Source organism: Rhizobium etli 8C-3 (assembly GCF_001908375.1).
In the GTDB taxonomy this organism is placed as follows: Bacteria; Pseudomonadota; Alphaproteobacteria; order Rhizobiales; family Rhizobiaceae; genus Rhizobium; species Rhizobium etli_B.
This window is the reverse complement of sequence record NZ_CP017241.1, coordinates 2,837,110-2,863,267: the sequence shown is the minus strand read 5'-3', so window position 1 is coordinate 2,863,267 and position 26,158 is coordinate 2,837,110. Positions and strand designations below refer to the sequence as shown.

The window sequence follows — 26,158 nt, the reverse complement described above, 5'->3', positions numbered from 1 at the left end:
CGTCAGATCGACTTCAAATTCACCCGTTGTTGCAGCTTCGACGCCTCCTCCTTCCGCTCGCTATAGCGATCGGTCAGATAGGACGACGCATCGCGGGTCAGCAGAGTAAACTTGACGAGCTCCTCGCAGACATCGACGACACGGTCGTAGTAGGATGACGGCTTCATTCGCCCCTCGGCGTCGAACTCCTGAAAAGCCTTCGCGACGCTGCTCTGGTTAGGGATCGTGATCATGCGCATCCAGCGACCGAGGACGCGCATCTGGTTCACGGCGTTGAAGGACTGGCTGCCGCCGGACACCTCCATGACTGCAAGCGTCTTTCCCTGCGTGGGACGAACCGATCCGACCGATAGCGGGATCCAGTCGATCTGCGACTTCATGATGCCTGTCATCGCCCCGTGGCGCTCGGGGCTCACCCAGACCTGGCCTTCAGACCATTGCGACAGTTCGCGCAGTTCCTGCACTTTCGGGTGGCTGACGGGCGCTTCGTCAGGGAGCGGCAGGCCTTTCGGCTCGAAAACCCGCACGTCGCAGTCCAGCCGCTCGAGGAGCCGTCGGACCTCGTGCGCCAGCAGGCGGCTGTAGGACACCTCCCGGAGCGAGCCGTAGAGGATGAGAATACGGGGCTTGTGCTTCGAGAAGGCGGGCCTGAGCGCTTCGAGATCTGTTGGAACAAGATGATAATCGTGAAGTGCCGGGAATGTGTCAGCCAATTCGCTTGCCTTTCTCGTCGAGGACCTTCTCCCCGTCTTCCTTCGCGAAGGCACCCTTGTGGGTATCGGGCAGGATAGCGAGGACGACCTCAGACGGGCGGCTGAGGCGGGTGCCGAGAGGTGTCACGACGAACGGTCGGTTGATGAGGATCGGCTCCTTCAGCATGACGTCGAGCAATTGGTCGTCCGTGAGCGCGGGGTTGGCGAGACCGAGTTCTTCGTATGGCGTTCCCTTCTCCCGGATCGCCTCCCGGACCGAAAGGCCGGCATCGGCGATCATCTTCACCAGTTCCTCGCGCGATGGCGGGGTCTTGAGATATTCGATCACCGTCGGCTCGATGCCAGCGTTGCGGATCATCTCAAGCGTGTTCCTTGAAGTCCCGCAGGCGGGATTGTGGTAGATCTTGACGTCCATCGTCAGGTCCTTTCGGTTGCGGTGTTCTTGGAGACGGCGGGTGCTGCCTCGTACCAGCCCTTGGTGCGGTTCACGATCCATACGACCGACAGCATCACAGGGACCTCGATGAGAACGCCAACGACGGTAGCGAGGGCTGCGCCTGACTGGAAGCCGAACAGGCTGATGGCGGCGGCAACTGCGAGTTCGAAGAAGTTGCTTGCCCCGATGAGTGCGGACGGACCGGCAACGCAGTGCTGCTCGCCCGACATCCGGTTCAGCAGGTAGGCCAGTCCCGAGTTGAAGTAGACCTGGATCAGGATCGGGACAGCCAGAAGGCCGATGATAGCCGGCTGTGCCATGATCTGTTCGCCCTGGAAGCCGAAGAGCAGGATCAGCGTGGCGAGCAATGCAAGAAGCGAGAGCGGCTGTAGTTGGCCGAGAAGACGGTCGAGCGACCTCGTCGTGCGGTCCGCAGTGAGCCGCTTGCGCACGATCTGGGAAACGGCCACCGGGATCAGGATGTAAAGGACCACAGAGATCGTCAGCGTGTCCCACGGGACCGTGATCGCCGACAATCCCAGAAGAAGTCCGACAATCGGAGCGAAAGCGACGATCATGATGGCGTCGTTGAGCGCCACTTGGGACAGGGTGAAGTGCGGTTCGCCCTTGGTGAGGTTCGACCATACGAAAACCATGGCCGTGCATGGGGCCGCGGCGAGTATGATTAGGCCGGCGATATATGAATCGATCTGATCGGTAGGGAGTAGGGGACGAAAGAGCCAGCCGACGAACAGCCAGCCGAGGAGCGCCATCGAGAAGGGCTTGACCGCCCAGTTGACGAAGAGCGTGACACCGATCCCCCGCCAGTAGCTGCCGACCTTCGCCAGGGAGCCGAAGTCGATCTTGAGCAGCATCGGGATGACCATCAGCCAGATCAGCACTGCGACCGGAATGTTGACCTTGGCGATCTCTGCCGCTCCGATGACATGGAACACGCCGGGCATCACATGCCCGAGGGCGATGCCAGCGACGATGCAGAGAAAGACCCACAAGGTCAGGTATCGTTCGAACGTTGACATCTTACTCGGCCTTCGCGGATTTGACGGAAGCGCCTTGGAGCGAACCGATCTGGCGGACGTGCTGCTCGAGCGCCATGCGGTCGATGGAGGCCAGGGGCAGATTGATGAAGGCGGTGATGCGGTTCTTGAGGAAGCGGGCCGCCTGGGCGAAGGCGCGCTGGATCTCGACCTCTGACCCGACAACGGCGGCAGGATCCTCGACACCCCAGTGCGCGGTCATCGGATGGCCGATCCAGACCGGGCAGGCTTCACCCGCGGCGTTGTCGCAGACGGTGAAGATGAAATCCATTTCCGGTGCGCCCGGTTCGGCGAACGCGTCCCAGCTCTTGGATGAGAAGCCCGTCGACGGATAGCCGAGAACATCCAGTTCCTTCAGCGCGTGCGGATTCACGTCTCCCTTGGGCAGGCTGCCTGCGGAGAATGCCTTGAAGCGCCCGCCACCCTCCTTGTTGAGGATGGATTCGGCCAGGATAGAGCGAGCGGAGTTGCCCGTGCAGAGGAACAGCACGTTGTAGGTCTTCTCAGTCATTAGTTTCGTCCGTGTTAGGTCGGCGGCCTGTCTAGTTTCATGATGGTGGCCGACGATGGGCAGATGGATGAAAGCTGGCGTGTCGCGAGAACCGCGGCCGGAACTGCTTCCCGTCGCACTTCCCTGAATCCGAGCGCACCGAAGAATTCAGCGGCTGAAGTGGTGGCGAGGAAGACATCGCCCGAAGCCGCCTTCAATGTCAGTTCGACGACGCGACGCCCGATACCGGACTTGCGGTGCTCCGGTAGAACGACGACGGATCGGAGCAGGCAGCTCCCTTCGCAGCTTTCGATCCCAGAAAACGCCAAGGTCTCGCCGTCGCCGGAGACGGCCTCGAAGAAGGTGCGGCCAGCCTCATCGATGTCTTCCGTCGGCAGATGTGCCTCGAGCAGCGCACTCCTAAGCTTGGGGTCGGTTCCTGGGATCGGTTCAAGCCGCAGATCACTCATGATGACAGCTTCGCCTCCGGAGTGCAGCACGGCGTAAGTTCGGCGATCAGAGGAGCGCACAGCTCGGTCGCTCCGTTGCAGCAGTCCTTGAGAAGGAAGAGTGTCAGCGCGCGAAGCCCGTCAAGATCAGCGCGATAGATGATGGAGCGGCTCTGACGCTCGCTCTTGATAAGGCCCGCTCGCGAGAGCGTCGCGAGATGCGCCGACATCGTGTTCTGAGGCACATCCAGAAGCCGCGCGAGTTCGCCAGCAGGAACTCCGTCCGGCTCACGCCGAACGAGTAGCCGGAAAGTTTCCAGACGGGTAGCTTGGGCCAAAGCGCCGAGCGCTGTTATCGCGAATTTAGATTCCATATATCCAGAATAACGGATATATTGTGTATGTCAACGACCTTGCAAACCTTGTCCAACGCATCGCATTCCCGGTACCAAGGACTGCGGGCAGCTCCAGCTGATGATGTTGCCGACGTGGCCTTGACGGATCTTCCAGTCGAGGCCGTTCACGGCGGCGGCCATGTCCTGGATCAGCACCATCCAGGACCCGCTCAGGCGCCAGCACCCGAGTGACTAAAGAGATTCGGGGCCACCATAAGCTTGAAGACGTACGGAACGGCGATATGCAGTTCGAACGTGGATCGGGCGCTTGAGGTCATTGGACTGGTTCACGTGGTTCTTCTCGGCTGAAGGCATTCGTTCGAAATTAGTGCTACAAGTCGTCGAGATGAGGCGGACCGTCTCAGAGACGCTCGATGGAGCTTCCAGAAATCTCCGATTTCGTCCTTTGCATGGCTTTAAGGCCCGAAGCGGGTTCGGTCATCACCTGCCAATATAGGCGGCTAGTTCGTCCGGCGTTCCATTTGGAAATGCCTGTTTGAGAAAGTCCAGAAACGCCGAGACGCGCGCGCTGAGCAGCCGCCGAGAGGGGTAGAGGGTCCATAGAGTGACCTCGGGGCCGTCGATTTCCCCCCAATTGACCAATGTGCCGTCCGCGAGGTCGTGGCTCACCAGCGAAATGGGAAGGCGTCCTGCACCGACGCCGGCGCGCACCGCATCGCGGACCGTGATGAGCGTTGACAAAATGAGCACGGGTTCGATCTTGATCGTCGACCGGCCGACGGCTGTCTTCACCTGCCAAGTTTGCGCTTCGCCTGCGCCACGCGCAACGCCGGGAGCAGCGCGTCCGCCGGTCGGGCGGGGAAGTCCGGGGCTTGCCACCACCACCAGCCGGTCGCGCAGAAACGCCCGCCCGACCAGGCTTTCGTCGGGATCGGGATTGACCCGGATAACCAGATCGTAGCCTTCCTCGATCATATCGACGGACCGGTCCTCACTCGTCACTTCAAGCCTCACCTGCGGATATTGGAGGGCAAAGCCCGCGGCGATCCTGCCCATGGCGGTCTGGGAGAAGTGCAACGGGGCGCTGATCCGCAATCTCCCCTTGGGTTTCTGACCGCCGGACGCAATCGTCGCAGCCGTCTCGTCCAGTTCGGCGAGCAACGCCCCGGTCCGCTCGAACAGCGCCCGTCCTTCTTCGGTGAGCTTCAGGTTGCGCGCACCCCGTTCAAACAGCCGCAGAGCGAGATCGCTTTCCAACTCGGCGACACGGCGCGACAATGTCGCCTTCGGCCGGCCGGTCGCCCGCGCCGCTTTGCCGAAGCCACCATGGCGGGCAACGAGATTGAAATCAGCTAGCGCAAGAAGGTACATGAGTGTTCCACCAGTGAGACGGAGTGTCTAAATTCTCCGTCTATTGGACTCTCAATGAACCACGCATATTCGACGTGTCAAGCAATCCGACACGGAGAAATTCCATGACCATTCTCGTCACCGGCGCCACAGGCAATATTGGCCGCCAAGTTGTCGAACACCTCGTCAAGCAGGGTGCTGACGTGCGCGCCATTGCCCGCGATCCGTCGAAAGCGAACTTACCGGCGAACGTATCTGTCGTGCAGGGCGACTTCCTCGACGTGGATTCACTACGCAATGCCATGTCTGGCGTTTCTACGCTTTTCCTTTTGAACGCAGTCGTGCCGGATGAATTCACGCAAGCGCTGATCGCACTGAACGTCGCCCGGTCGGCTGGCATCGAGCGGATCGTCTATCTGTCGGTAATCCACGCCGACGTCTACGTGAACGTGCCGCACTTCGCTGGCAAGTTCAGCGTCGAGCGGATGATTGAGCAGATGAATTTCAAAGCTACGATCTTGCGCCCCGCATACTTCATGCAGAACGATCTGATGGTCAAAGACGTCATCACGGGCTACGGCGCCTACACAATGCCGATCGGTGCGAAGGGTCTTGCGATGATTGATGCCCGTGATACTGCCGAAATAGCCGCCCGCGAGCTTCTGCGCCGTGAACAGGCTCCAGAGCCGCTCCCAATCAACCGGATCAACCTTGTCGGACCAGAAGTGCTGACCGGAACCGATATCGCCTCCATCTGGTCAGACGTCGTTGCTCGCCCAATCAACTACGGCGGCGACAACACCGAAGGCTTTGAACAAAACCTAAAGCAGTTCGTGCCCGCTTGGATGGCATACGACATGCGTCTGATGGGCGAACGCTTCTCGACAGATGGGATGCTGCCTGAGGCCGGCGACGTCGAGCGCCTGACCGCGCTTCTGGGCCGCCCGCTGCGCGCATATCGCGACTTTGCCTCGGAAACCGCTGCCTCCGCCTGACCGAAGCGCAGCAGCTACCTGACCACAAGGGATCATCATGATTTATTCAACTGCCACAGTTCCGGTGAACCCGGCAGGCGAAGCCCCATTGACGCGCGCTCAGGCATGGAAAGGGCTTGAACTCAAAGCACGCGACGCGCGCTCGTTTCTGGCCCCAGGGCTTTGCACACGTTGCGAGGTCATTGAGGAAAGCACTGCGCATTTCCTGCGGGAAGCAACGATCGGAGGCAACGACCTGCGTGAAATCGTGACGCTCGAACATGAGAGTAGGATCACCTTCTTTCAGGCGGCCGGGCCCCGCGAAGGAGCGATCATCAACGAACTGTATGAAGATGAAGATGGCGCACCACAGCTCCGCTTCTACTGCTACATGGGCCTGCGTGCCAAACAGCCGAACGGTCGCGAGGAGCAGACGGAGCAGGCTCAGCTCGCCAGCGAACACGGCTACAAGGCCGCCCTGCTGTCGACGCTGAAGCGGACCCGCGAACTGCTGGCAGAGGGAACGCTCTACCGGAACACGAGCAACAGGGCAGCCTCTTGAGGAGGCGCCCTGTCTTGCCGGGACAAATGATGACTGCGTCCCGACGCGTTCAGCCTCACCTAAAATACGGTCCTCGGTGCATCCGGCCCGACCGGCCGCAGATTCTCAGCCCGGTGGGAGCGATTTCGACGCTTTCGTCGCGCCTGCGAAAATGCATTGGAGTGAGTCGGCCGTGGGCGCCAACCCACCCACCTCATTGTGGGAAGGTAAGTGATGGTGGGGAGGACAAACCATCGACAACCCGTTCGGCCCGAGGTTGTCACCCATGTGTTAGGTACGTTCTGTCACCTATGTCTTCGGTATGGACAAATGGCTCGCTGGCGACGTGCGCATTCCAGCAAAGAGCACGGTGCACGCTGTGCTCGATCGACACGGCCTTGTGAGCCAGGCCCGCAAGAGGAACCGGGCTAACAAGGCCGTTGGCACGCAGCTTTCGGAAGCCCTTGAGCCCAATGATCTGTGGTGCGCCGACTTCAAAGGCGAATTCAAGCTTGGCAACGGCCGCTACTGTTACCCCTTGACGATCACAGACCAGGCCTCACGCTATCTTCTTTGCTGCGAAGCCTTCGAATCGACGCGCGAACAGGGCGTCTTTGAAGCGTTCCGCAGGATCTTTACCGAACACGGCCTGCCTGCAGCCATTCGTTCCGACAATGGCCTTCCTTTCGCAAGCCCGAATGGCCTCTATAATCTATCGAAGCTGTCCGTTTGGTGGCTGCGATTGGGGATCGGCCTCGAACGCATTAGGCCTGGCCATCCGCAACAGAACGGACGCCATGAGCGCATGCATCTGACGCTGAAGAAGGAGGCGACGAGGCCACCTGGCAGGAACACTCTGCAGCAGCAGGCCCGCTTTGATGCATTCGTCAGCGAATTCAATGAGGAGCGGCCGCACGAGGCGTTGGACATGAAGGTGCCGGCAGATCTCTTTGTCGCATCGTCACGCCCCTATCGGGGCCTGCCGGAGATCGACTATCCCTTCCACGATAGGGAGGCGCTCGTCACCAATTGCGGCCGCCTCTGCATCTATCGCAAGAAGATCAACATCTCCACCGTACTGGCCGGACAGAAGCTTGGAATCAAGGAAGTCGACGACGGCATTTGGCTCGTCAGCTTCATGCACTATGATCTGGGATATATCGACCTGGAACAGAGGACTTTGCAAACCATCGACAACCCGTTCGGCACGAGGTTGTCACCCATGTGTTAGGTACGTTCTGTTACCTATGTCTTCGGTATGGACAAATAGAAAATTGGCGCACCCGACAGGATTCGAACCTGTGACCTTTGGAATCGGAATCCAACACTCTATCCAGCTGAGCTACGGGTGCATGCCTGAGGCGGCTTGAATCGCCTGTCCGATGGCTGGTTCTTAGCCTAGCTTGCCCTGCGCTTCAATCTCCAAATTGAAAAGTCCGCCATTCTTGCGAACGGCGGACTTGGGTCTTCACGTGTCTGGTCCTTCAAGCCTGCATGGCGCCGGGGCCGGGGATCGCCTTTGGCGGCACCTTGCCAAGGATTATCATGCCGAGCACCTCGTCCTTGGTTACGTCTTCGGTGCGGGCGTGGCCGACGACCTGACCATTCTTCATCACCGAAACGCGGTCAGCGAGATCGAAGACATCATGGATGTCGTGGCTGATGAGGAAGATGCCGATGCCTTCCTTCTTCAACTGCTTGATGAGCTCGCCGACCTGGGCCGTTTCCTGGGGGCCAAGGGCTGCAGTCGGCTCGTCCATGATCAGGATGCGGGCGTTGAAGAGGATCGCTCGGGCGATCGCCACCGACTGCCGCTGGCCTCCCGAAAGTGCCTTTACGGGCTCTTTGAAGCGCTTGAAGTTCGGGTTGAGGCGGCCCATCACCTCGCGGGCCGACGCCTCCATGGCGACGTCGTCGAGCGTGCCCCACTTCGTTCGGATCTCGCGGCCGAGATAGAGGTTGGCGGCCGCATCGACGTTATCGGCAACGGCGAGCGTCTGGTAGATAGTCTCGATGCCGTATTTCTTCGCATCGCGCGGGTTGCGAATGTCGGCTGGTTCCCCGTTGATCAGGATGTCGCCGCCGTCGCGCTTGTAGGCACCGGAAAGGATCTTGATCAGTGTCGACTTGCCAGCGCCGTTATGGCCGAGGAGGGCGACGACCTCGCCGGGGTAGAGATCGACCGAGGCGTTATCGACGGCGTGAATGCCGCCGAATGAGATCGAGATGTTCTTCAATTCCACAAGGGGAGTGCTTTGGTGTGTCATGGTTTGGACTCCTACTTGGCGCGGGCGCGGTAGAGCGTGTCGAGCCAGACGGCGACGACAAGGACGACACCGACAACGATTCTCTGGAGCGGGCTGTCGATTCCGAGCAGTACCATACCGGACTGCAACGACTGCATGACGAGCGCGCCAAGCATGGCACCGGCAATGGTGCCTGTGCCGCCTGCAAGCGACGTGCCGCCGATGACGGCAGCGGCGATGGTATAGAGTTCATCCAGTTCGCCCTGCGCATTCGTCGCGGCATTGAGGCGGGCGGTCGAGATTGCGCCGGCGATGGCGCAGAGCAGCCCCATGAGCGCAAAGATGCGCACCGTGACCCAGCGGGTCTTGATGCCGGCGAGCTCGGCTGCCTCCGGGTTGCCGCCGATGGCGAAGACGTAGCGGCCGAAGCGCAGGCGCGTCGCGACGAAGGTCATGATCGCGCCGACGATGACGGCGATCAGAACCGGAACGGCTATGCCGTAGGGAATGTTGAGCCCCGACTCCGGCCAGGGAATGCTGTTTGCCTCTGCATATCTCTTGGCGATGTTTGTCGGCCAGTAATAGTTGTTGGCGACGGCGATTGCGCCGAGCACGAGCACGCAGCCGAGGGCCGAGAGGAAGTATTCGGCCCAAAGCGGGCGCCGGGGGAAGCCGAAGCGCCGGCGCTGGCGGCGGGAATTGACGATGCTGGCAATGATTGCGAGGCAGGCGATGACGCCGACGATCCAGCTCCAGGTGGCGCCGATCGAGCCGTCTGTGCCGCCGCCCATGATGCGGAAACTCGTATCCATCGGCGCGACCGTCTGGCCGCTGGTGACAAACCAGGTGGCGCCGCGCCAGACCAGAAGCCCTCCGAGGGTGACGATGAAGGACGGCACGCTCAGAAAAGCGATGATCATGCCCTGGAGCATGCCGATCGATCCGCCGACAATGAGGCCGGCAACGAGAGTGATGATCCAGGTGGCGGGACTGTTGAAGCCGAGATATTGCGGCAGCACCTGCGCCTGCAGGACGCCCATCACCATGCCGCAGAAGCCGAGCATGGAGCCGACGGAAAGGTCGATATTGCGCGTGACGATCACCAGCACCATGCCTGTCGCCATGACGGCGACGGACGAGGTCTGGACCGAGAGGTTCCAGAGGTTGCGCGGCGTCAGGAACAGGCCGCCGGTCATGATCTGGAAGCCGATCCAGATGATCAGCAGCGCACCGACCATGCCGAGAAGGCGAGTGTCGATTTCGGTCGCGCGGAAGAAGCGCGCCACCGGATTGGCTTGTGCCTCGCGCGGCCCGTTGGTTGTCGTGGAATGTACCGTTTCGGCCATGGGTTTGCCGATCCCCCATCGTTTGGGCAGGCTGCGGCGCTTTTCTAAGTCAACCGCCGCCACTTACGCCCAGTTCTAGAATTATCACCATCACCGATCTCTGCAGATCTGATCTCAGCGGCCATGACGGCATCGGTTCGGGACGGGTAATGGCGGTTGACCAGCGGACGCTACCCAAGCTGCCGCCGGATCTCGATCCGCATCCGGCGCCGCAACGAATTGCCGTTGCGGCGCCGGCACTGTTTTCAGCCCGTCGGCAGTATTTAGTTGCAGGCAGCAACCGAACCGGCTTTGACGCCCTGGCAGGCTTCCGCCTTGCTGATCCAGCCGGCGTCGATGACGACGTTGAGGTTGTCCTTGGTGATCGGCAGCGGCTTCAGGAACACCGACTGCATGGCGACGCTTTTCGGACCGCCGTTGAAGGTCTCAACGCCTTCGATCTTGTCCATGGTCTTGCCGGCGGCAAGATCGAGGGCGATTTCGGCAGCGCGCTTGCCGAGCTCGCGCGAGTCCTTCCAGACCGAGACCGTCTGCGTGCCGAGTGCGACGCGATTGAGTGCCGCCTTGTCGGCGTCCTGGCCGGAGACTGGGACGGAGCCGGCGAGACCCTGTGCGTCGAGAGCGGCGATTGCGCCACCGGCCGTGCCGTCGTTGGATGCGACAACGGCGTCAACCTTGTTGTCGTTGGCGGTCAGGAACTGTTCCATGTTGCGCTGCGCGTTTTCCGGCTTCCAGCCGTCGGTATAGGCTTCGCCGACATTCTTGATCTTGCCTGCGTCGACCGCAGCCTTCAGCACTTCCATTTGGCCCGAGAACAGGAAGTCTGCGTTCGGGTCGGACGACGAGCCCTTGATGAAGACGTAGTTGCCTTCAGGTTTTGCCTCGAAGACGCCCTTTGCCTGCATCCGGCCGACTTCCTTGTTGTCGAAGGTGATGTAGAAGGCTGCCGGATTTTCGATCAGGCGGTCGTAACCGACCACCGGGATGCCTTCGGCGGCCGCCTTTTCGATGGCCGGGGCGATGGCATCGGAGTCCTGCGCAAGCACGATGAGGGCGTTCGCGCCCTGCGAAATCAGCGATTCAACGTCCGTCAGCTGCTTTGCGGCAGACGACTGGGCGTCAGCAGAGATATATTTGGCGCCCTTGGCTTCGAGGGCCTTCTTGATGGCGGCTTCGTCGGTCTTCCAGCGCTCTTCCTGAAAATTCGACCAGGAAACGCCAACGACGAGATCAGCAGCCATGGCCGCTGTGTGCATGGAAATGAGAATGGCCGTGCCGGCCATCAGCTTCAAAATAGACTTCATACTGTCCTCCCGAATGATTTGCGGTCGACCCAGCCCGGATGCTTCCTCCGGCCGCCGCGGATTGCTGCAGAGAAAACGATGAATTATTTTCTCGACAGTCGAGAAATTAAGTGTCAGAGATTTTTTCAACTGTCAACACCGCACTACCGGCTAAATTCCCTTGCGGAAATGCGGCTGGAGATTCGGCGTGAAACTGGGACGGAATACGGGGAGAGGGCGGCATTCATGCTGACCAAATCGAGCACGGAGCTGGTCCGGCAGAGGAATAGCGTGCTGGTGCTATCCGCTCTCCGCCGCCACGGCGCGCTCGCGCATACCGAGATTTCCGACCACACGCTCCTCTCCTCCGCGACGGTTTCGGCGATCACCGCCGATCTCGAAAAGGCCCAGATCATCGAGAAATCGGAGCACCAGGCGGCAAGCGGAAGAGGACGGCCGCGCGTGCTTTTCCGGCAGCGGCGGGAATGCGGCTATCTGATCGTGGTCATCATCTCGTCAGATGCCGTGCAATACTCGCTGGTGGATTATGCCGGCAAGCTGATCGATCGCTTCAGCGAGGAGCGTTCGCAGGACCCTGCCGGAGCGGCGCGCTTCGCGGCGGCGGTGAAGGCTGGTCTGTCCCGTGTCCTGGAGCGCTCCCGAATCAGCCGCAACAAAGTCTTGATGATCTCAATCAGCAGCAAGGGGCTCGTGAATTCCCTTGAGCCCGTGCTCGTCTGGTCGCCGATCTTCGGGAGCGAACAGATCGATTTCGAATCGGCCCTGCGCCCGGAATGGCAGGCGAAGATTATCCTGGACAATGAAACACTGCTTGTCGCAGCCGCGCTTGGTGCGCGCGAGGAGGATGCAAAGGGCGAGGGTTTCCGCTCGCTTGCCGCACTCTCCCTCGGCCACAGCATCGGCCTCGGCATTGTCAGGCGCACGCCGCATGGCGACCATGAGATATCGGCGCCGAATTTCGGTCATATGCTGCACACGGCCAATGGAGGTTTGTGTCGTTGCGGCGCCAAGGGATGCATCGAAGCGCATGCCGGGTTCTATGCGATCCTTCGAACGGCCTTCGAGGTGCCGCTCGATACGATCCCGGCAAAATTCGTGCCGGTCGGCGAACTCGACAAGATCGCCGCGCTGGCCCGCCAGGGGCATCGCATGCCGGCGTTCGCCTTCCGCCAGGCGGGCCTTGCACTCGGCAATGGGCTGTCGCGCGTGCTGAGCCTAACGCAGCGCATGCCGGTCGCAATCACCGGGCCGGGCACGCGTTACTACGATCTGCTGCGGCAGGGTATCGAGGAGGGCCTCGGGCAATCGCATTTAGTGCGCATGGAAGGCATGCCGGAAATGCGAGTGGTCGCGGACGAGCAGAACCTTGTCTTCGAAGGACATCTGAACCGGGCGCTTGCCGTGATCGACGAAGACATCGTCAGTGCGGGCGGACCGGGGCACGGCTGAGCTGTCGGCCCTTGCGGGCGCACTTCGCGCCAGGTCCACTGGTGCGAATTGCCTCGGCGGGGCGGGCGGAAAATAATCACATGCCCACTTTTTGGTCGTACCAGCTCGACCGGTCGTTCAAGCTTTCGCGATGCACCTGCCTAAATGCCCGATTTTGCGGCTGTTTTTGACGCCAAGGACGATTTTAGGAATCTTCCCTTCGAACTGTGCATGGTTCTTGCATTGCCCTTTGCATTGTATTCAAATGAACAAAAATAAGGGGAGCCACACCTTTGGCATTTGATGAAATGATCACCGGGGATGAAAATCCCCGTCAGCCATATGAGAAATATTTCGAGTGGTACAATGCCCAGGACAGGGCGCATCTGATTGCCAAATCTCGCGACGCGGAAAACATCTTCCGGAAAACAGGCATCACCTTCGCAGTATACGGACATGCGGATTCGTCCGAGAAGCTCATTCCCTTCGACATCATCCCGCGCATCATTTCCGGCCGCGAATGGCGGAAGCTCGCTCAGGGCATCGAGCAGCGCGTGATCGCGCTCAATGCGTTCCTTGACGATATCTACCACAAGCAGGAGATCATCCGCGCCGGCCGCATTCCGCGTGAGTTGATCGAGAAGAACGATACGTTTCTATCCGAGATGATCGGCTTCCGCCCGCCCGGCGGCGTCTATACGCATATCGTCGGCACCGATATCGTGCGCACCGGCGAGGATCAGTTCTACGTGCTGGAGGACAATGCCCGCACGCCCTCCGGCGTCAGCTATATGCTGGAAAACCGGGAAACCATGATGCAGATGTTTCCGGAACTCTTCCACGAGAACAAGGTCCAGCGCGTCGAGGACTACCCATATCTGTTGCGCCAATCGCTTGCCTCGCTCGCCCCTCCCGGCTGCAAGGGCAAGCCGCGTGTCGCGGTGCTGACGCCCGGCATCTACAATTCCGCCTATTACGAGCATTCCTTCCTCGCCGACATGATGGGCGTGGAACTGGTCGAAGGGGCGGATCTGCGCGTCATCGACGGCAAGGTGAAGATGCGCACGACCCGCGGTTATGAAGCAATCGACGTGCTTTATCGCCGCGTCGACGACGACTTCCTCGATCCGCTGACATTCCGGGCCGATTCCGCCCTTGGCATTCCGGGCATCATGGATGTCTACCGCTCCGGCAACATCACCATCGCCAATGCGCCGGGCACCGGCATCTGCGACGACAAGGCGATCTATTCATACATGCCGGAGATCGTCGAGTTCTATACCGGCCGAAAGGCGCTTCTCGAAAACGTGCCGACCTGGCGCTGCTCGGAGGCCGACAGCCTGAAATATGTGCTGGAACACCTCGAAGAACTCGTCGTGAAAGAGGTGCATGGCTCGGGCGGCTACGGCATGCTGGTCGGCCCGACGGCCTCTAAGAAGGAGCGGTCCGATTTTGCCGAAAAGCTGAAGGCTCGGCCGAACAACTACATCGCCCAGCCGACGCTGTCGCTCTCTACGGTGCCAATCCTCGTCAACAAGGGCATCGCACCGCGCCATGTGGACCTGCGGCCCTATGTGCTGGTTTCCGACAAGGTGCAGATCATTCCGGGCGGCTTGACCCGCGTCGCGCTGAAGCAGGGCTCGCTGGTCGTCAATTCGAGCCAGGGCGGCGGTACCAAAGACACTTGGGTATTGGAGGATTGATGCTCGGAAGAACTGCAAACGGACTCTACTGGATGTTCCGTTACATCGAGCGCGCCGAGAATATCGCGCGTCTTATCGATGCCGGCCTGCGCATGTCGCTGACGCGAAGCGGCACTGGCGACGACGACTGGGATGGCGTGCTGCAGAGTGCGGGTGTCCGCGAAACCTACGACCAAGGGCACGCCAAACTCACAAGGGTCGATGCGATCGACTATCTGCTGCGCGATCATTCGAACCCTTCGAGCGTGATGTCGTGCATTGATTCTGGCCGCAACAACGCGCGCATGGTTCGCACGGCTCTGACGCGCGAGACCTGGGAGGCGACCAACGAATGCTGGATCGAGCTCAAGGCTCTGCTGTCCAAGCGCCTCAAGGCGGCCGAAATGCCCGAGGTCATCGATGTCATCAAGCGGCGCGCGGGTCTTATCCGCGGGGCCTTTCATGGCTCGATGCTGAGAAACGAGCTCTATAACTTCGCGCGCATCGGCACCTTCATCGAGCGGGCGGACAATACGAGCCGCATTCTCGACGTGAAGTACTACGTACTGCTGCCATCCATCTCGCAGGTGGGATCCTCGATCGACAATGTGCAGTGGGAATCAATCCTGCGTTCGGTTTCAGCGCACCGCTCCTATAGCTGGGCCTATGATGAGGAGTACAAGGCGGCCAATATCGCCGACTTCCTGATCTTGAATGGCCAGATGCCTCGGTCGCTGGCCTATTGCTACGAAAAGATCGTCAGTAACCTCGGCTACATATCGAGCAGCTACGGCGGTGAACGGCTGTCGGCCCACGATACCGCCGACGCCATCCGGACGTCGTTGCAAACGAGGCAGATCAAGGACGTCATGGACCAGGGGCTGCACGAATTCCTTGAGGATTTCGTCAATCGCAACAACCAGCTGGGCATGGAAATTTCCGACGGCTATCGGTTCTACGTATAAGCGGGGCATGAGATGAGACTGAAGATTAGCCATGTCACCGAATACCACTACGACGAGCCGTCGCAGTTCTCGCTGCAACGGCTGCGTCTGACGCCGCCCTCAGCCGTCGGCCAGAACGTTTTGGACTGGTCGCTGCGTGTCGAAGGCGCCAAGCCAGAGGTGGAGTATGACGACCAGTTCGGCAACCATGTGAACCTCGTCTCGCTCCAAGGCGAACAGCAGGTGACGCGCATTGTCGCCGAGGGTGAAGTGGAAACCGAAGATCGCAACGGAGTGACCGGCCCGCATACGGGTTTCTGTCCGCTGTGGCTGTTCCTGCGCGACACGCCGCGCACCAAGCCCGGCAGGCTCATCAGGGAACTCATACGGACGGTAAACGGCGACAATGAACTCGCGCTGATGCACGCGCTGATGGCGGCCATTCACCAAGCGGTCGACTACAAGCCGGGGACCAGCAACACGGACACGACCGCCGAACAGGCCATGGAGAAGAAGAGCGGCGTTTGCCAGGACCATGCCCATATCTTCGTTTCGGCGGCTCGCGCATTGCAGGTGCCCACGCGCTATGTCTCCGGCTACCTGATGATGGAAGGAAAGGCCGAGCAGGCTGCGACGCATGCTTGGGGTGAAGCGCACATTCCCGGCCTTGGCTGGGTCGGCTTCGATCCGGCAAACGACATTTGCCCCGACGCCCGCTACGTCCGCGTCGCTTCCGGTCTATGCTATCGTGACGCTGCCCCGGTTTCGGGCATGCGTATCGGCACGCCTGGCGAGAAGCTCTCGGTCATGGTCAAGGTCGAGGATCAGGGCCAGATGCAGAGCCAGAGCTGATGGCCAGCATGGCTCAAAACTATGCGCAGAAAGAAGACAGTAAGATTTTCTTTGGTGTTATAAGATTTCTGCCGAAGCCGTGCTATAATAAGCAATGGCTTATTCTTTTAAAGATCTGGAGCTTTCCCGCCGGCGCGTAACGGAAGACAGAAACCGCATCGCAGCTCAGGAAGCCCATATTGCGGGAATCTCACTGCGGGGAGAACCGAGCTCGCTGGCCACAGAACAGCTCGTCGATTTCAATCAACAGCTGCGTGCTCACACTTTTGAATGCGATCTGATCGCTGCAGCTCTTCGCGCTGACCGCGCTCATTTGGAGGACTTAGCCGAATGACGCTTATCTTTCCGAACAAAAGCCGTACGTTCGACGAAACGAGGAAGGTTGTCCGCTTTACCGGCTACGACGGCATGTTTGAAATCAGGTTTCTCGTCGAAGCAGCAGCGCTTGGACAATCCGCTGCGGCGAACGCTTCGGAGCTTGACTGTCTGAATGCCTTTGACGCCGCACGCTCTACGATCCAAGAAGCAGCCGCCAGAGCCTATGCACATCGGCGCGGCAATAATCTGACGCTTACCGCGCGGGATTTCCGGTGATCGTGAAAATGTTCAGGCGATCGCGCCGCTATCGCCAGGCACCTCTTCCGTGACGACATCGAACTGCTTCAATACAGCCGGGCCGAAAGCGGTCGAGATGGCAACATCCGTCGCATCGCGGCCGGTTCCCATCAGTATGCGGCCGATCCGCGGAACGTTGTGACGGGCATCGACCGTATGCCAGTGGCCGCCCAGATAGACTTCGAACCATGCACTGAAATCCATGGGCGCCGGATCGGGCGGTACGCCGATATCGCCGAGATATCCTGTGCAATAGCGCGCTGGAATGTTCAGGCAGCGGCAGAGGGTTATGGCAAGATGCGCGAAGTCGCGGCAGACGCCGGTCTTGTCGCAATACCCACCATGGGCGGTACGCAGCAGATCGGCTTTCAGGTAGTCGAACTCGATATGGCCGTGCACGAAATCGGCAACGGCCTGCACCCGAGGCCAGCCGGGTTTCGTCTGCGAAAACGTCGCCCAGGCGAAATCGCTCAACCGGTCCGTATCGCAGTAACGGCTGCCAAGCAGGAATACGAGCACCTCGTCCGGCAGGTCCATGATCTCGTGTTGCGGCGCATCCAGCGGCACCACATCCGGCTGGCCGCTGTCATAGATCTCGAACGCGGTCGAAATCGTGGTCAGTCCCGGGGGGGCGACGATGCGCGTGCAGGAATTCCCGAAACCATCCGTGTAGTTCCATGCAGGGATCGGCTGGCTGAACGACAGCACCTGATCCGTAAGGAGGTCGGGACGCCGCGAGGGGTGGACATTGAGGACGAGAAGCATTGGCGTTGGCTGTACACATTCATAGCCGATCATGAAACCAGCGCGAATCTTCATGGAAGCTCCTTCGTCGCCGCAAGCCCGCGGGCCATCAAGGAACGCCAGGACGACCGTTCAGTTCCACACTGAAGGGGAACTTCGTCATATTAACTTTTCGGTGGTGACATTGACCTGCACAACCAGGTCGTCGAAATCGTCAGCCGCTCCGTCATAGCTGCCCCACAGCGGGACGGCCTGGCGAGGATCGCGCGCAACGCCGACGCGGATCAGATCGTGGTTGCCGACGATGCCGTTCGTTGGATCGAATTCCACCCACCCGGCGCCCGGGAGATAAACCTGGCACCAGGCATGCGTCGAGCCGCCGCCGAGCGTCTTCGAACCGTCGCGATCCGGCACGTAGATATAGCCGGTGACGAAACGGGCGGCGAGGCCTAGCGAACGCGCCGCTTCCATCATCAGCAGGGCAAAGTCGCGGCAAGTTCCCTGCCGCATCATCAGCGTCTGGATCGGCGCCTGCGTTCCATGTTCAGAGCGGCGGGCATAAACAAAACTCTCGTGGATCGCATAGCAGAGCGTCATCAGGACGTGGCCTGTCTGGCCCGACGAGCGTGTTCCAACGAACTGATGGGCCCAGTGTGCGACCGCACCACCCGGATCCTCGTAGTGGCGCGTGATCGTGCAGGAAAGGTCGGTCATCTCCTCGTCGTCGTAGGAAAAGGGGTAGGTCAGAGCCTTTCGATCGATTTCCAGATCGAGCGGCACCTGCGGCGTGTGGTCGAGGCGAATATTGGTCTCGAACCGTAACTGATCCGCTGACTGTTCGAAATCCACGAGCGCAATACAATTTCCAAACACGTCGTGTATCCAGCGAATTCCTGCCGGTTCCGGATCGATCGTCATTGTTGCATCCAGGAGTCGCTGGTCGAAGCTGTCGCGTGGGCGGAAAAGAACGCGGTGCTGGCCAAAGGCGACAGGCCGCTTATAAGAATAATGCGTGATGTGCTTGACGGAATAAACGGTCATCCTGCCTCGCCCGCCCCGGAGCTTCGATACGATAAATGGCTTTGACTAATCGAATTCCGGCACCAGCCCTGACCGGAACAGGATCACCGATGAGCCTTCTTCGCCGATGGCATGGTTTCCCTCGCTGCACCAGACGACGACTCCATCATAATCCTTGACGAGCGTCTGCGCGATATAGACGGCCGTTTCCTCCCTCTTCATCTGCCGAGGCTCGAATGCCGGAATCAGGCTACCGTGCTCATCCTTGGTGAAGGCACTGAGCACAATCGATTTTTGCACGCCACGCATGGTTCCCTCCCTTGCGCGGTAACGGCGGCGAGGCGAGAACGTTCCGGAAGAAATGCCGGTCCCAAGAAAAAGGCGGAGCTTTACCCCGCCTCTTCATCGGTCTGGAGTCTCGATGCGCGCGGCTAGTGGCTGTCCTTGCCGACAGCGTTTCCGCGACATCCCTTGAGGAAGTCGAGGTCGGCGCCGGTATCTGCCCCTTCGACATGCTGCTGGTGCAACCAGGCATAGCCGGACGTCGGCAGCTCATGGTTCGGCTGCCATTCGGCAAGCCGCCGGGCCAGTTCCTCCTCAGAAATGTCGAGATGCAGACGACGGTTCGGCACGTCCATCTCGATCATGTCGCCACTCTTGACTACCGCCAGCGGCCCGCCGACCGCCGCTTCCGGGGAGGTGTGCAGCACGACGGTGCCGTAGGCCGTGCCGGACATGCGGGCGTCGGAGATGCGCACCATGTCGGTGATGCCCTTCTTGAGCACCTTGGGCGGCAAACCCATGTTGCCGACCTCGGCCATGCCCGGATATCCCTTCGGTCCACAGTTCTTCATGACCATGACGCAGGTTTCGTCGATGTCGAGGCTGTCGTCGTTGATCTTGGCCTTGTAGTCGTCGATGTCCTCGAACACCACCGCCCTGCCACGGTGCACCATCAGATGCGGGGAGGCTGCCGAAGGCTTCAACACCGCGCCCTTCGGCGCCAGATTGCCGCGCAGCACGACGATGCCGCCCGAAGAAGTCAGCGCCTTTTCGGCGGGCAGGATCACATCCTCGTTCCAGTTGACGACGTCCTTGACCTCATCCCAGATGGTTTCGCCAGATACCGTCAGCGCGTCCTTGTGCAGGAGGTCGGCCTCGCCGAGGCGCTTCAACACCACCGGCAGGCCGCCCGCATAGAAGAACTCCTCCATAAGGTACTTGCCCGATGGCATCAGGTTGACGATGGTCGGAACCTCGCGTCCGCAGCGGTCCCAATCGTCCAGTGAAAGATCGACGCCGACACGGCCGGCCATGGCGAGCAGGTGGATAACGGCGTTGGTCGATCCGCCGATAGCCGCATTGGCGCGGATGGCATTTTCGAAGGCCTCTTTCGTCATAATGTCAGATGGCTTCAGATCGTCCTTGACCATTTGAACGATACGCCGGCCGGTAAGCTGCGCCATGACCTTGCGGCGGGAATCGACCGCCGGGATCGCGGCATTGCCGGAAAGCGCCATGCCGAGAGCCTCGGCCATGGAAGCCATGGTAGAGGCGGTGCCCATGGTGTTGCAGGTGCCCGACGAACGGCTCATCGAGGCCTCCGCCTCGAGGAACTCGGCCTGCGTCATCTCGCCAGCCTTCACCATTTCGGAAAACTTCCACAGATGCGTACCTGAGCCGACGCGTTCACCGCGGAAATAGCCGTTGAGCATCGGCCCGCCTGTGACGACGATCGAGGGCAAGTCGCAGGAGGCGGCCCCCATGAGAAGCGACGGAGTGGTCTTGTCGCAGCCGACCATCAGCACGCAGCCATCGATGGGCTGGCCGCGGATTGCCTCCTCAACCGCGAGTGCGGCCAGGTTGCGATACATCATCGCCGTCGGGCGAAAGGTATTTTCGGATGCCGAGAACACCGGCACCTCGACCGGAAAGCCGCCTGCCTCCCACACGCCCGCCTTCACTTTCTCGGCGAGCTCTCGCAAATGACCGTTGCACGGTGTCAGATCCGACCAGGTGTTGAGGATGCCGATAACCGGCCGTCCGTCGAACAGGTCGTGCGGATGCCCTTGATTTTTGAGCCAGCCGCGGTGGTAGATCGCGTCTCGGCTCGTGCCGCCGTACCATTCCTGCGACCGCAGCTTACGCGGCCATTCAGCTTTCTTTTTCATAGTCTCTGTCCTTCACGGCTTCCAGGTCGCCTCACGGGACCAGGAACCCGATGATGTCGTTACGCCAGTGTGTAGGCGGTCTTGACGGTTGTGAAGAATTCGGCTGCGTACTTGCCCTGCTCGCGCGAGCCGTAGGACGAGGCCTTGCGTCCGCCGAAGGGAACATGGAAATCGACGCCGGCGGTCGGCAGGTTGACCATGACCATGCCGGCCTCGGCATTGCGCTTGAAGTGCGTCGCGTGCTTGAGGCTGGTGGTCGCGATGCCCGACGATAGGCCGAACGGCGTGTCGTTGGCGACAGCCAGCGCCTCTTCGTAATCCTTGACGCGGATGACCGATGCCACAGGTCCGAAGATTTCCTCCCGGGAAATGCGCATCTGGTTGGTCGCTTCAGTGAACAGCGTCGGCTGAAGGTAGAAGCCGGGTGTGTCACGCGAGATCAGTTCGCCGCCGAAGGCAAGCTTGGCGCCTTCCTTTTTGCCGATTTCTATGTAGTCGGTGTCGGTCTTCAGCTGTCGCTCGTCGACGACCGGGCCGATATGCGTGCCGGTCTTCAATGCGTGATCGACGTTCAGTGTCTTCAGCTTCTCGGTCATGGCTTGAACGAACCTGTCGTGGATGCCTTCCGTCACGATCAGGCGTGACGATGCCGTGCAGCGCTGGCCGGTCGAAAAGAAGGCCGAGTTGGCGGCCGCTTCGACGGCGACGGAAAGATCGGCGTCGTCGAGAATGACCATCGGGTTCTTGCCGCCCATTTCGAGCTGAATCTTGCGATTATGCTCGATCGAGGATAGCGCCACGCGTTTGCCGGTGCCGACCGAGCCGGTGAAGGTGATGCCGGCAAGGTCGGGGCTGTCGAGCATTGTCTGGCCGACGATCGAACCCTTGCCCATCACAAGGTTCAGCACCCCCTTCGGCAGGCCTGCACGGTTGAGGATATCGACGATCGCCCAGGAGCAGCCTGGAACGAGTTCGGCCGGCTTGAAGACGATGGTGTTGCCGTAGCAGAGCGCCGGGGCGATCTTCCAGGCAGGGATCGCGATCGGGAAGTTCCAGGGCGTGATGATGCCGATGACGCCGAGTGGCTCGCGAGTGATCTCGACGCCGATGTTCGGGCGCACGGAGGGCACGACTTCGCCGGCAAGGCGAAGCGCTTCGCCTGCGAAGAATTCGAAGATCTGCGAGGCGCGGATCGTCTCGCCGATGGCTTCCGGCAGTGTCTTGCCTTCTTCACGGGCAAGCAGCGCGCCGAGTTCGTCCTTGCGCGCCATGATCTCGTCGCCGGCCTTCTTGAGGATGACGTGGCGCTCCCAGATGCCAGAACGCGACCAGGCCGGGAAAGCGGCCTTGGCGGCGGCGATTGCGTTGTTGGTGTCGGTGGCGGAGCCGCTGGCATAGAGGCCGACGACCTCCTTCGTATCGGAAGGATTGATGTTCTCGACGGCGTCGGCGCCGGTCCATTCGCCGGCGATCAGGTTTTGATAAATGGTCATGGCTGAACGAGCCTCCTTTACCCTTTACAGAGTGGTCCGGCCGCAGATCGCGGCCAGCCCAGCGCAAAATTCAAAGCTGCTTCACGGCAATATTTTCCTCGGCGGCAACCTTCAACGGATTGCGCAGAGGCAGGCCGAATTCGGCAACCTCGATTTCGAAAACATCGCCTTCTTCCGTCTTGACGCCATCTGCGAAGGAGAGCGTCGCCGTGCCGAACATGTGAACGTGAACGTCGCCGGGGACGCGGAAGAGGCCATACTTGAAGTGGTGATACTCGAGATTTGCAAAAGTATGCGACATGTTCGCCTCACCGGAGAGGAACGGCTTTTCGAAAATCACGTTGTCGCCGCGCCTGATGCGCGAGGTGCCGCGAATGTCTTGCGGGGCAAGGCCGATGCGGATTTCCGGACCGAAGCTTGCCGGACGCAGCTTGGAGTGGGCGAGATAGAGATAGTTGATCCGCTCGGTGACGTGGTCGGAAAATTCGTTGGAGAGCGCAAAGCCGATGCGCAAGGGGGTACCGTCCTTGGCAATCACGTAGATGCCCGCCATTTCCGGCTCTTCACCGCCATCAAGCGCGAAGGAAGGGGAGACGAGGGGAGCGCCCGGCGCTGCGGCGCCGTAGCCGTTGCCCTTGTAGAACCATTCGGGCTGTACGCCCTTTTCGCCAGCCTTCGGCTTGCCGTTCTCGATGCCCATCTTGAACATCTTCATCGAGTCCGTGAGGGTTTCTTCCGCGGCCTCGGTGGCCTTCTTGTGCATGGAATCACGGGTCGCCGCCGAGCCGAGATGCGTCAGGCCCGTACCCGTAAGGTGCAGGTGAGCAGCATCCGGATGCGTGATGGGCGGAAGGAATTTGCCTTCGCCGTAGGCCTTCTCCAGGTCGACGGCATCGCCGTAGCCATGCGCCTCGATGATGGAAACGAGCGACTTGCCGGCGTCTGCAGCTTCCATTGCCAGCGCATAGACGCTGCCTGCATTCTTTACGGCTTTCGCTGCACCGCCTGGCTCACGCACGGCGACGATGATCTCTCCGTTCGAACCCTTGATCTGCGAAATAAGCACGGCTTTCATCCTCTTTAGCTGGGTGCGGAAAAGCTCCGCCTCTCCGGCTCCCGAGGGAGCCGGAACGGGTCTTTCTCATGACTGCAAATGCCTGGACTGGCGCGCGAACGCCTAGCCCTTATTCTTGTTATAAACGTCGAAGAAGACGGCGGCCAAAAGCACGAGGCCCTTCACCATCTGCTGGAAATCGATACCGAGGCCGACGATCGACATGCCGTTGTTCATGACGCCCATGATGAACGCGCCAATGACGGCACCGGTGATCTTGCCGACACCGCCGGAGGCCGAAGCGCCGCCGATGAAGCACGCCGCGATGACGTCGAGTTCGAAGCCCACGCCTGCCTTCGGCGTTGCCGAGTTCAAGCGAGCCGCCACGATCATGCCTGCAAGGCCGGCAAGGACGCCCATGTTGACGAAGGTGTAGAAGCTCAGGCGCTCGGTGTTGATACCTGAGAGTTTGGTAGCCTTTTCGTTGCCGCCCATCGCATAGATGCGCCGGCCGATCGTCGTTCGGCGCGTGACAAATGCATAGGCCGCAATGAGCACGAGCATGACGACGAGAACGTTCGGCAGGCCTCTGTAAGTCGACAGCTGATAGCCGAGGAAGAGGATCGCCAGGGAAACGACGGCGTGCTGGGCGATAAAGAAGCCCATCGGCTCAACATCTATGCCGTGGCTCTCATTCACCTTGCGGCGGCGCCAGGCAAGGTAAAACAGCACGACCGGAATAATGAGTGTCAGGATCAGCGACGTGGACTGCACCGGCGTTCCGGCGATGTCGATCATGCTGCCCGGCAGGAAGCCGGTGCTGATGATCTGGAAATCCTTCGGGAACGGTCCGATGTTCTTGCCGCCGAGTACGAAGAGCGTAAGGCCGCGGAAGACCAGCATGCCGGCAAGCGTCACGATGAAGGACGGGATGCGGTGGTAGGCGATCCAGTAGCCTTGGGCGGCACCGATGATGCCGCCTATGATCAGGCACAGAATGCCCGCCACCACGAAATTCATCTGCCACGTGACCATCATCATGGCGGCGAGGGCGCCGACGAAGGCGACAATCGATCCGACGGACAGGTCGATGTGGCCGGCCACAATGACGAGCAGCATCCCGAGCGCCATGATGACGATGAACGAGTTCTGCAGAACGAGGTTCGTCAGGTTGACCGGCTTGAAGAGAATGCCGCCGGTGTAGAACTGAAAGAAAACCATGATCGCGACGAGCGCAATGAGCATGCCGTATTCACGGATGTTGCCACGGATGTAGTCGGCAACGGAAACGACGTTGCTTTCCTCGGCGGCTGGAGGGTTGACCGGAGTCATTGTTTCTTCTCCCCTGAGCGCATGATAGCGCGCATGATGGTTTCTTGGCTCGCCTCTCCCTTTGGCAGTTCCGCAACGATACGCCCTTCATTCATGACATAGATGCGGTCGCACGTGCCAAGCAGTTCCGGCATTTCCGATGAGATCATCAGAACGCCTTTGCCGTCGGCGGCGAGCTGGTTGATGATAGTATAGATTTCATATTTTGCACCGACATCGATGCCGCGGGTGGGTTCGTCGAGGATCAAGACGTCGGGATCGGAGAACAGCCACTTGGACAGCACGACCTTCTGCTGGTTGCCGCCCGACAGGTTGACCGCTTCCTGGAAGATGCTGGAACTGCGGATGCGCAGCTTCGAACGGTAGTCCGATGCGACCTTGGATTCCCTGATGCTATCGATGATCGTCGCGTTCGACACCCCGGCCAGATTGGCCAGCGTGGTGTTGTGAACGATGTTCTCTCCAAGCACGAGGCCGAGATGCTTGCGGTCCTCAGTCACATAGGCGAGACCGGAATCGATCGCCTTGCGGACGGTGCTGACATCGACCTGCTTGCCATGCATCAGCACTTCGCCGCTCACCTTATGACCGTAGGATTTTCCGAAGACGCTCATGGCGAATTCAGTGCGGCCGGCACCCATAAGGCCGGCTATGCCGACGACTTCGCCCTTGCGAACGGTGATGTTGACATTGTGCAGCACCTGCCTGTCGCGGTGATGCTGGTGGTAGGCGTTCCAGTTCTTGACTTCCAGGATCGTTTCGCCGATCGGCACGGAGCGCGGCGGATAACGATCGGCGAGCTCGCGGCCCACCATGTTCTTGATGATGATATCTTCGCTGATTTCTTCGGTGTGACAGTCCATCGTCTTGACCGTCATGCCGTCGCGCAGAACGGTGATCTGGTCGGCAACCTTGCGCACTTCATTCAGCTTGTGGGTGATGATGATCGAGGTGAGTCCCTGGTTGCGGAATTCGATCAGCAGGTTCAGCAGCGCATCCGAGTCGCTTTCGTTGAGCGATGCCGTCGGTTCGTCGAGGATCAGGAGTTTCACGCTCTTCGACAGCGCCTTGGCGATCTCGACGAGTTGTTGCTTGCCGACGCCGATGTCGGTGACAAGCGTGTCCGGGGATTCGCGCAGGCCGACTTTTGCGAGCAGCTGGCGCGTGCGGTTGAATGTTTCCTGCCAACTGATGATGCCGCTCTTGGCATTCTCGTTGCCGAGGAAGATATTCTCGCCGATCGACAGAAGCGGCACGAGCGCCAGCTCCTGATGGATGATGACGATTCCGATCTCTTCCGAGTCCTTCAGGACCTTGAAGTTGCGGACTTCGCCTTCGTAGACGATCTCGCCATCGTAAGTGCCGGCCGGGTAAACGCCGGAGAGAACCTTCATGAGGGTCGATTTTCCGGCCCCGTTCTCGCCCACCAATGCGTGAATTTCACCCTGACGAACCTTGAGGTTCACATTCTCAAGCGCTTTTACGCCCGGGAACGTCTTGGTGATGTTCCGCATTTCGAGGATTGTATTGTCCATAGTCAAAATCCAACGCCAGCAGCCG

At 60.2% G+C, this 26,158-nt stretch carries 26 protein-coding genes, 1 tRNA gene and 1 pseudogene; 9 read left to right on the top strand and 19 right to left on the bottom strand.

The genetic code is table 11. The features are described from left to right. Positions 1-2 precede the first annotated feature (2 nt). The 7 genes from arsH to AM571_RS14350 all read right to left on the bottom strand — a co-directional run bounded on the left by arsH (position 3) and on the right by AM571_RS14350 (position 4,873). Positions 3-713: an arsenical resistance protein ArsH gene (gene arsH, locus AM571_RS14380; RefSeq protein ID WP_074061990.1), complete on the bottom strand. Its 711-nt coding sequence runs from the start codon at positions 711-713 to the stop codon at positions 3-5. After that, positions 706-1,134, bottom strand: coding sequence for an arsenate reductase (glutaredoxin) (arsC, locus tag AM571_RS14375; protein ID WP_196776334.1), 429 nt, complete (start codon positions 1,132-1,134; stop codon positions 706-708). Before arsC ends, arsH begins: the two co-directional genes overlap by 8 nt. After that, positions 1,131-2,189, bottom strand: a complete 1,059-nt coding sequence (arsB, locus tag AM571_RS14370; RefSeq protein ID WP_074061988.1) for an ACR3 family arsenite efflux transporter — start codon at positions 2,187-2,189, stop codon at positions 1,131-1,133. The genes arsC and arsB overlap by 4 nt, the downstream gene beginning before the upstream one ends. Before the next feature lies 1 nt (position 2,190). Next, on the bottom strand, positions 2,191-2,718 hold the full coding sequence (locus tag AM571_RS14365) for an arsenate reductase ArsC (RefSeq protein ID WP_074061987.1): 528 nt from the start codon (positions 2,716-2,718) through the stop codon (positions 2,191-2,193). Between the two features lie 14 nt (positions 2,719-2,732). Next, on the bottom strand, positions 2,733-3,167 hold the full coding sequence (arsN2, locus tag AM571_RS14360; protein ID WP_074061986.1) for an arsenic resistance N-acetyltransferase ArsN2: 435 nt from the start codon (positions 3,165-3,167) through the stop codon (positions 2,733-2,735). Continuing rightward, positions 3,164-3,520: an ArsR/SmtB family transcription factor gene (locus AM571_RS14355; protein ID WP_074061985.1), complete on the bottom strand. Its 357-nt coding sequence runs from the start codon at positions 3,518-3,520 to the stop codon at positions 3,164-3,166. The genes arsN2 and AM571_RS14355 overlap by 4 nt, the downstream gene beginning before the upstream one ends. 462 nt (positions 3,521-3,982) lie before the next feature. Continuing rightward, positions 3,983-4,873 (bottom strand): LysR family transcriptional regulator, encoded by an 891-nt coding sequence (locus tag AM571_RS14350; protein WP_074061984.1) that lies wholly within the window; start codon positions 4,871-4,873, stop codon positions 3,983-3,985. Positions 4,874-4,977: 104 nt separating this feature from the next. On the opposite strand from AM571_RS14350, the gene AM571_RS14345 reads away from it, so the two are divergent. The 3 genes and pseudogenes from AM571_RS14345 to AM571_RS14335 form a co-directional block, all read left to right on the top strand. Then, positions 4,978-5,847, top strand: a complete 870-nt coding sequence (locus tag AM571_RS14345) for an SDR family oxidoreductase (RefSeq protein ID WP_074061983.1) — start codon at positions 4,978-4,980, stop codon at positions 5,845-5,847. A gap of 37 nt (positions 5,848-5,884) precedes the next feature. Next, the gene (locus AM571_RS14340; protein WP_074061982.1) at positions 5,885-6,388 is read left to right on the top strand and encodes an AtaL-like protein; all 504 of its coding nucleotides are present in this window, start codon (positions 5,885-5,887) and stop codon (positions 6,386-6,388) included. Positions 6,389-6,701: 313 nt separating this feature from the next. Further along, positions 6,702-7,598: pseudogene (locus tag AM571_RS14335) on the top strand (integrase core domain-containing protein); the annotation flags it as partial. A gap of 44 nt (positions 7,599-7,642) precedes the next feature. Here AM571_RS14335 and AM571_RS14330 read toward each other — a convergent pair. The 4 genes from AM571_RS14330 to xylF form a co-directional block, all read right to left on the bottom strand. Then, positions 7,643-7,719, bottom strand: a tRNA-Arg gene (locus tag AM571_RS14330). A 132-nt stretch (positions 7,720-7,851) separates the two neighbouring features. After that, a complete protein-coding gene (locus AM571_RS14325; protein ID WP_074061981.1) occupies positions 7,852-8,634 on the bottom strand; it encodes an ATP-binding cassette domain-containing protein in 783 nt (260 codons plus the stop codon). An 11-nt stretch (positions 8,635-8,645) separates the two neighbouring features. Continuing rightward, complete coding sequence (locus AM571_RS14320; protein ID WP_074061980.1) at positions 8,646-9,959, bottom strand: sugar ABC transporter permease; 1,314 nt, start codon at positions 9,957-9,959, stop codon at positions 8,646-8,648. 263 nt (positions 9,960-10,222) lie between these two features. Further along, positions 10,223-11,263, bottom strand: a complete 1,041-nt coding sequence (xylF, locus tag AM571_RS14315) for a D-xylose ABC transporter substrate-binding protein (protein WP_074061979.1) — start codon at positions 11,261-11,263, stop codon at positions 10,223-10,225. 225 nt (positions 11,264-11,488) lie between these two features. Here xylF and AM571_RS14310 point away from each other — a divergent pair, with 225 nt between their 5' ends. The 6 genes from AM571_RS14310 to AM571_RS14285 all read left to right on the top strand — a co-directional run bounded on the left by AM571_RS14310 (position 11,489) and on the right by AM571_RS14285 (position 16,763). Next, the gene (locus AM571_RS14310) at positions 11,489-12,712 is read left to right on the top strand and encodes an ROK family transcriptional regulator (protein WP_074061978.1); all 1,224 of its coding nucleotides are present in this window, start codon (positions 11,489-11,491) and stop codon (positions 12,710-12,712) included. A gap of 272 nt (positions 12,713-12,984) precedes the next feature. Continuing rightward, on the top strand, positions 12,985-14,394 hold the full coding sequence (locus AM571_RS14305; RefSeq protein ID WP_074061977.1) for a circularly permuted type 2 ATP-grasp protein: 1,410 nt from the start codon (positions 12,985-12,987) through the stop codon (positions 14,392-14,394). Beyond that, entirely contained in the window at positions 14,394-15,338 is a 945-nt protein-coding gene (locus AM571_RS14300; protein WP_074061976.1) for an alpha-E domain-containing protein, read from the top strand. The genes AM571_RS14305 and AM571_RS14300 overlap by 1 nt, the downstream gene beginning before the upstream one ends. A 12-nt stretch (positions 15,339-15,350) precedes the next feature. Continuing rightward, positions 15,351-16,169 carry a transglutaminase family protein gene (locus AM571_RS14295; RefSeq protein ID WP_074061975.1) on the top strand — a complete coding sequence of 273 codons (819 nt, stop codon included), beginning with the start codon at positions 15,351-15,353 and terminating at the stop codon, positions 16,167-16,169. Between the two features lie 94 nt (positions 16,170-16,263). Next, entirely contained in the window at positions 16,264-16,503 is a 240-nt protein-coding gene (locus AM571_RS14290) for a hypothetical protein (RefSeq protein ID WP_074061974.1), read from the top strand. Beyond that, entirely contained in the window at positions 16,500-16,763 is a 264-nt protein-coding gene (locus tag AM571_RS14285) for a DUF1488 family protein (RefSeq protein WP_074061973.1), read from the top strand. The genes AM571_RS14290 and AM571_RS14285 overlap by 4 nt, the downstream gene beginning before the upstream one ends. 12 nt (positions 16,764-16,775) lie before the next feature. Here AM571_RS14285 and AM571_RS14280 read toward each other — a convergent pair whose 3' ends face one another. The 8 genes from AM571_RS14280 to mmsA form a co-directional block, all read right to left on the bottom strand. Further along, positions 16,776-17,603, bottom strand: a complete 828-nt coding sequence (locus AM571_RS14280; protein ID WP_074061972.1) for a transglutaminase-like domain-containing protein — start codon at positions 17,601-17,603, stop codon at positions 16,776-16,778. Positions 17,604-17,687: 84 nt separating this feature from the next. Next, positions 17,688-18,569 carry a transglutaminase family protein gene (locus tag AM571_RS14275; protein ID WP_074061971.1) on the bottom strand — a complete coding sequence of 294 codons (882 nt, stop codon included), beginning with the start codon at positions 18,567-18,569 and terminating at the stop codon, positions 17,688-17,690. A 45-nt stretch (positions 18,570-18,614) separates the two neighbouring features. Next, a complete protein-coding gene (locus AM571_RS14270) occupies positions 18,615-18,857 on the bottom strand; it encodes a hypothetical protein (protein WP_074061970.1) in 243 nt (80 codons plus the stop codon). 122 nt (positions 18,858-18,979) lie between these two features. Next, on the bottom strand, positions 18,980-20,719 hold the full coding sequence (araD, locus tag AM571_RS14265; protein ID WP_074061969.1) for an L-arabinonate dehydratase: 1,740 nt from the start codon (positions 20,717-20,719) through the stop codon (positions 18,980-18,982). Positions 20,720-20,778: 59 nt separating this feature from the next. After that, positions 20,779-22,212 (bottom strand): aldehyde dehydrogenase family protein, encoded by a 1,434-nt coding sequence (locus AM571_RS14260; protein WP_074061968.1) that lies wholly within the window; start codon positions 22,210-22,212, stop codon positions 20,779-20,781. Positions 22,213-22,282: 70 nt separating this feature from the next. Continuing rightward, positions 22,283-23,278 carry an AraD1 family protein gene (araD1, locus tag AM571_RS14255; RefSeq protein ID WP_074063251.1) on the bottom strand — a complete coding sequence of 332 codons (996 nt, stop codon included), beginning with the start codon at positions 23,276-23,278 and terminating at the stop codon, positions 22,283-22,285. Between the two features lie 111 nt (positions 23,279-23,389). Continuing rightward, positions 23,390-24,598 (bottom strand): multiple monosaccharide ABC transporter permease, encoded by a 1,209-nt coding sequence (gene mmsB / locus AM571_RS14250; protein WP_074061967.1) that lies wholly within the window; start codon positions 24,596-24,598, stop codon positions 23,390-23,392. Next, a complete protein-coding gene (mmsA, locus tag AM571_RS14245; RefSeq protein WP_074061966.1) occupies positions 24,595-26,133 on the bottom strand; it encodes a multiple monosaccharide ABC transporter ATP-binding protein in 1,539 nt (512 codons plus the stop codon). Before mmsA ends, mmsB begins: the two co-directional genes overlap by 4 nt. Positions 26,134-26,158 lie beyond the last annotated feature (25 nt).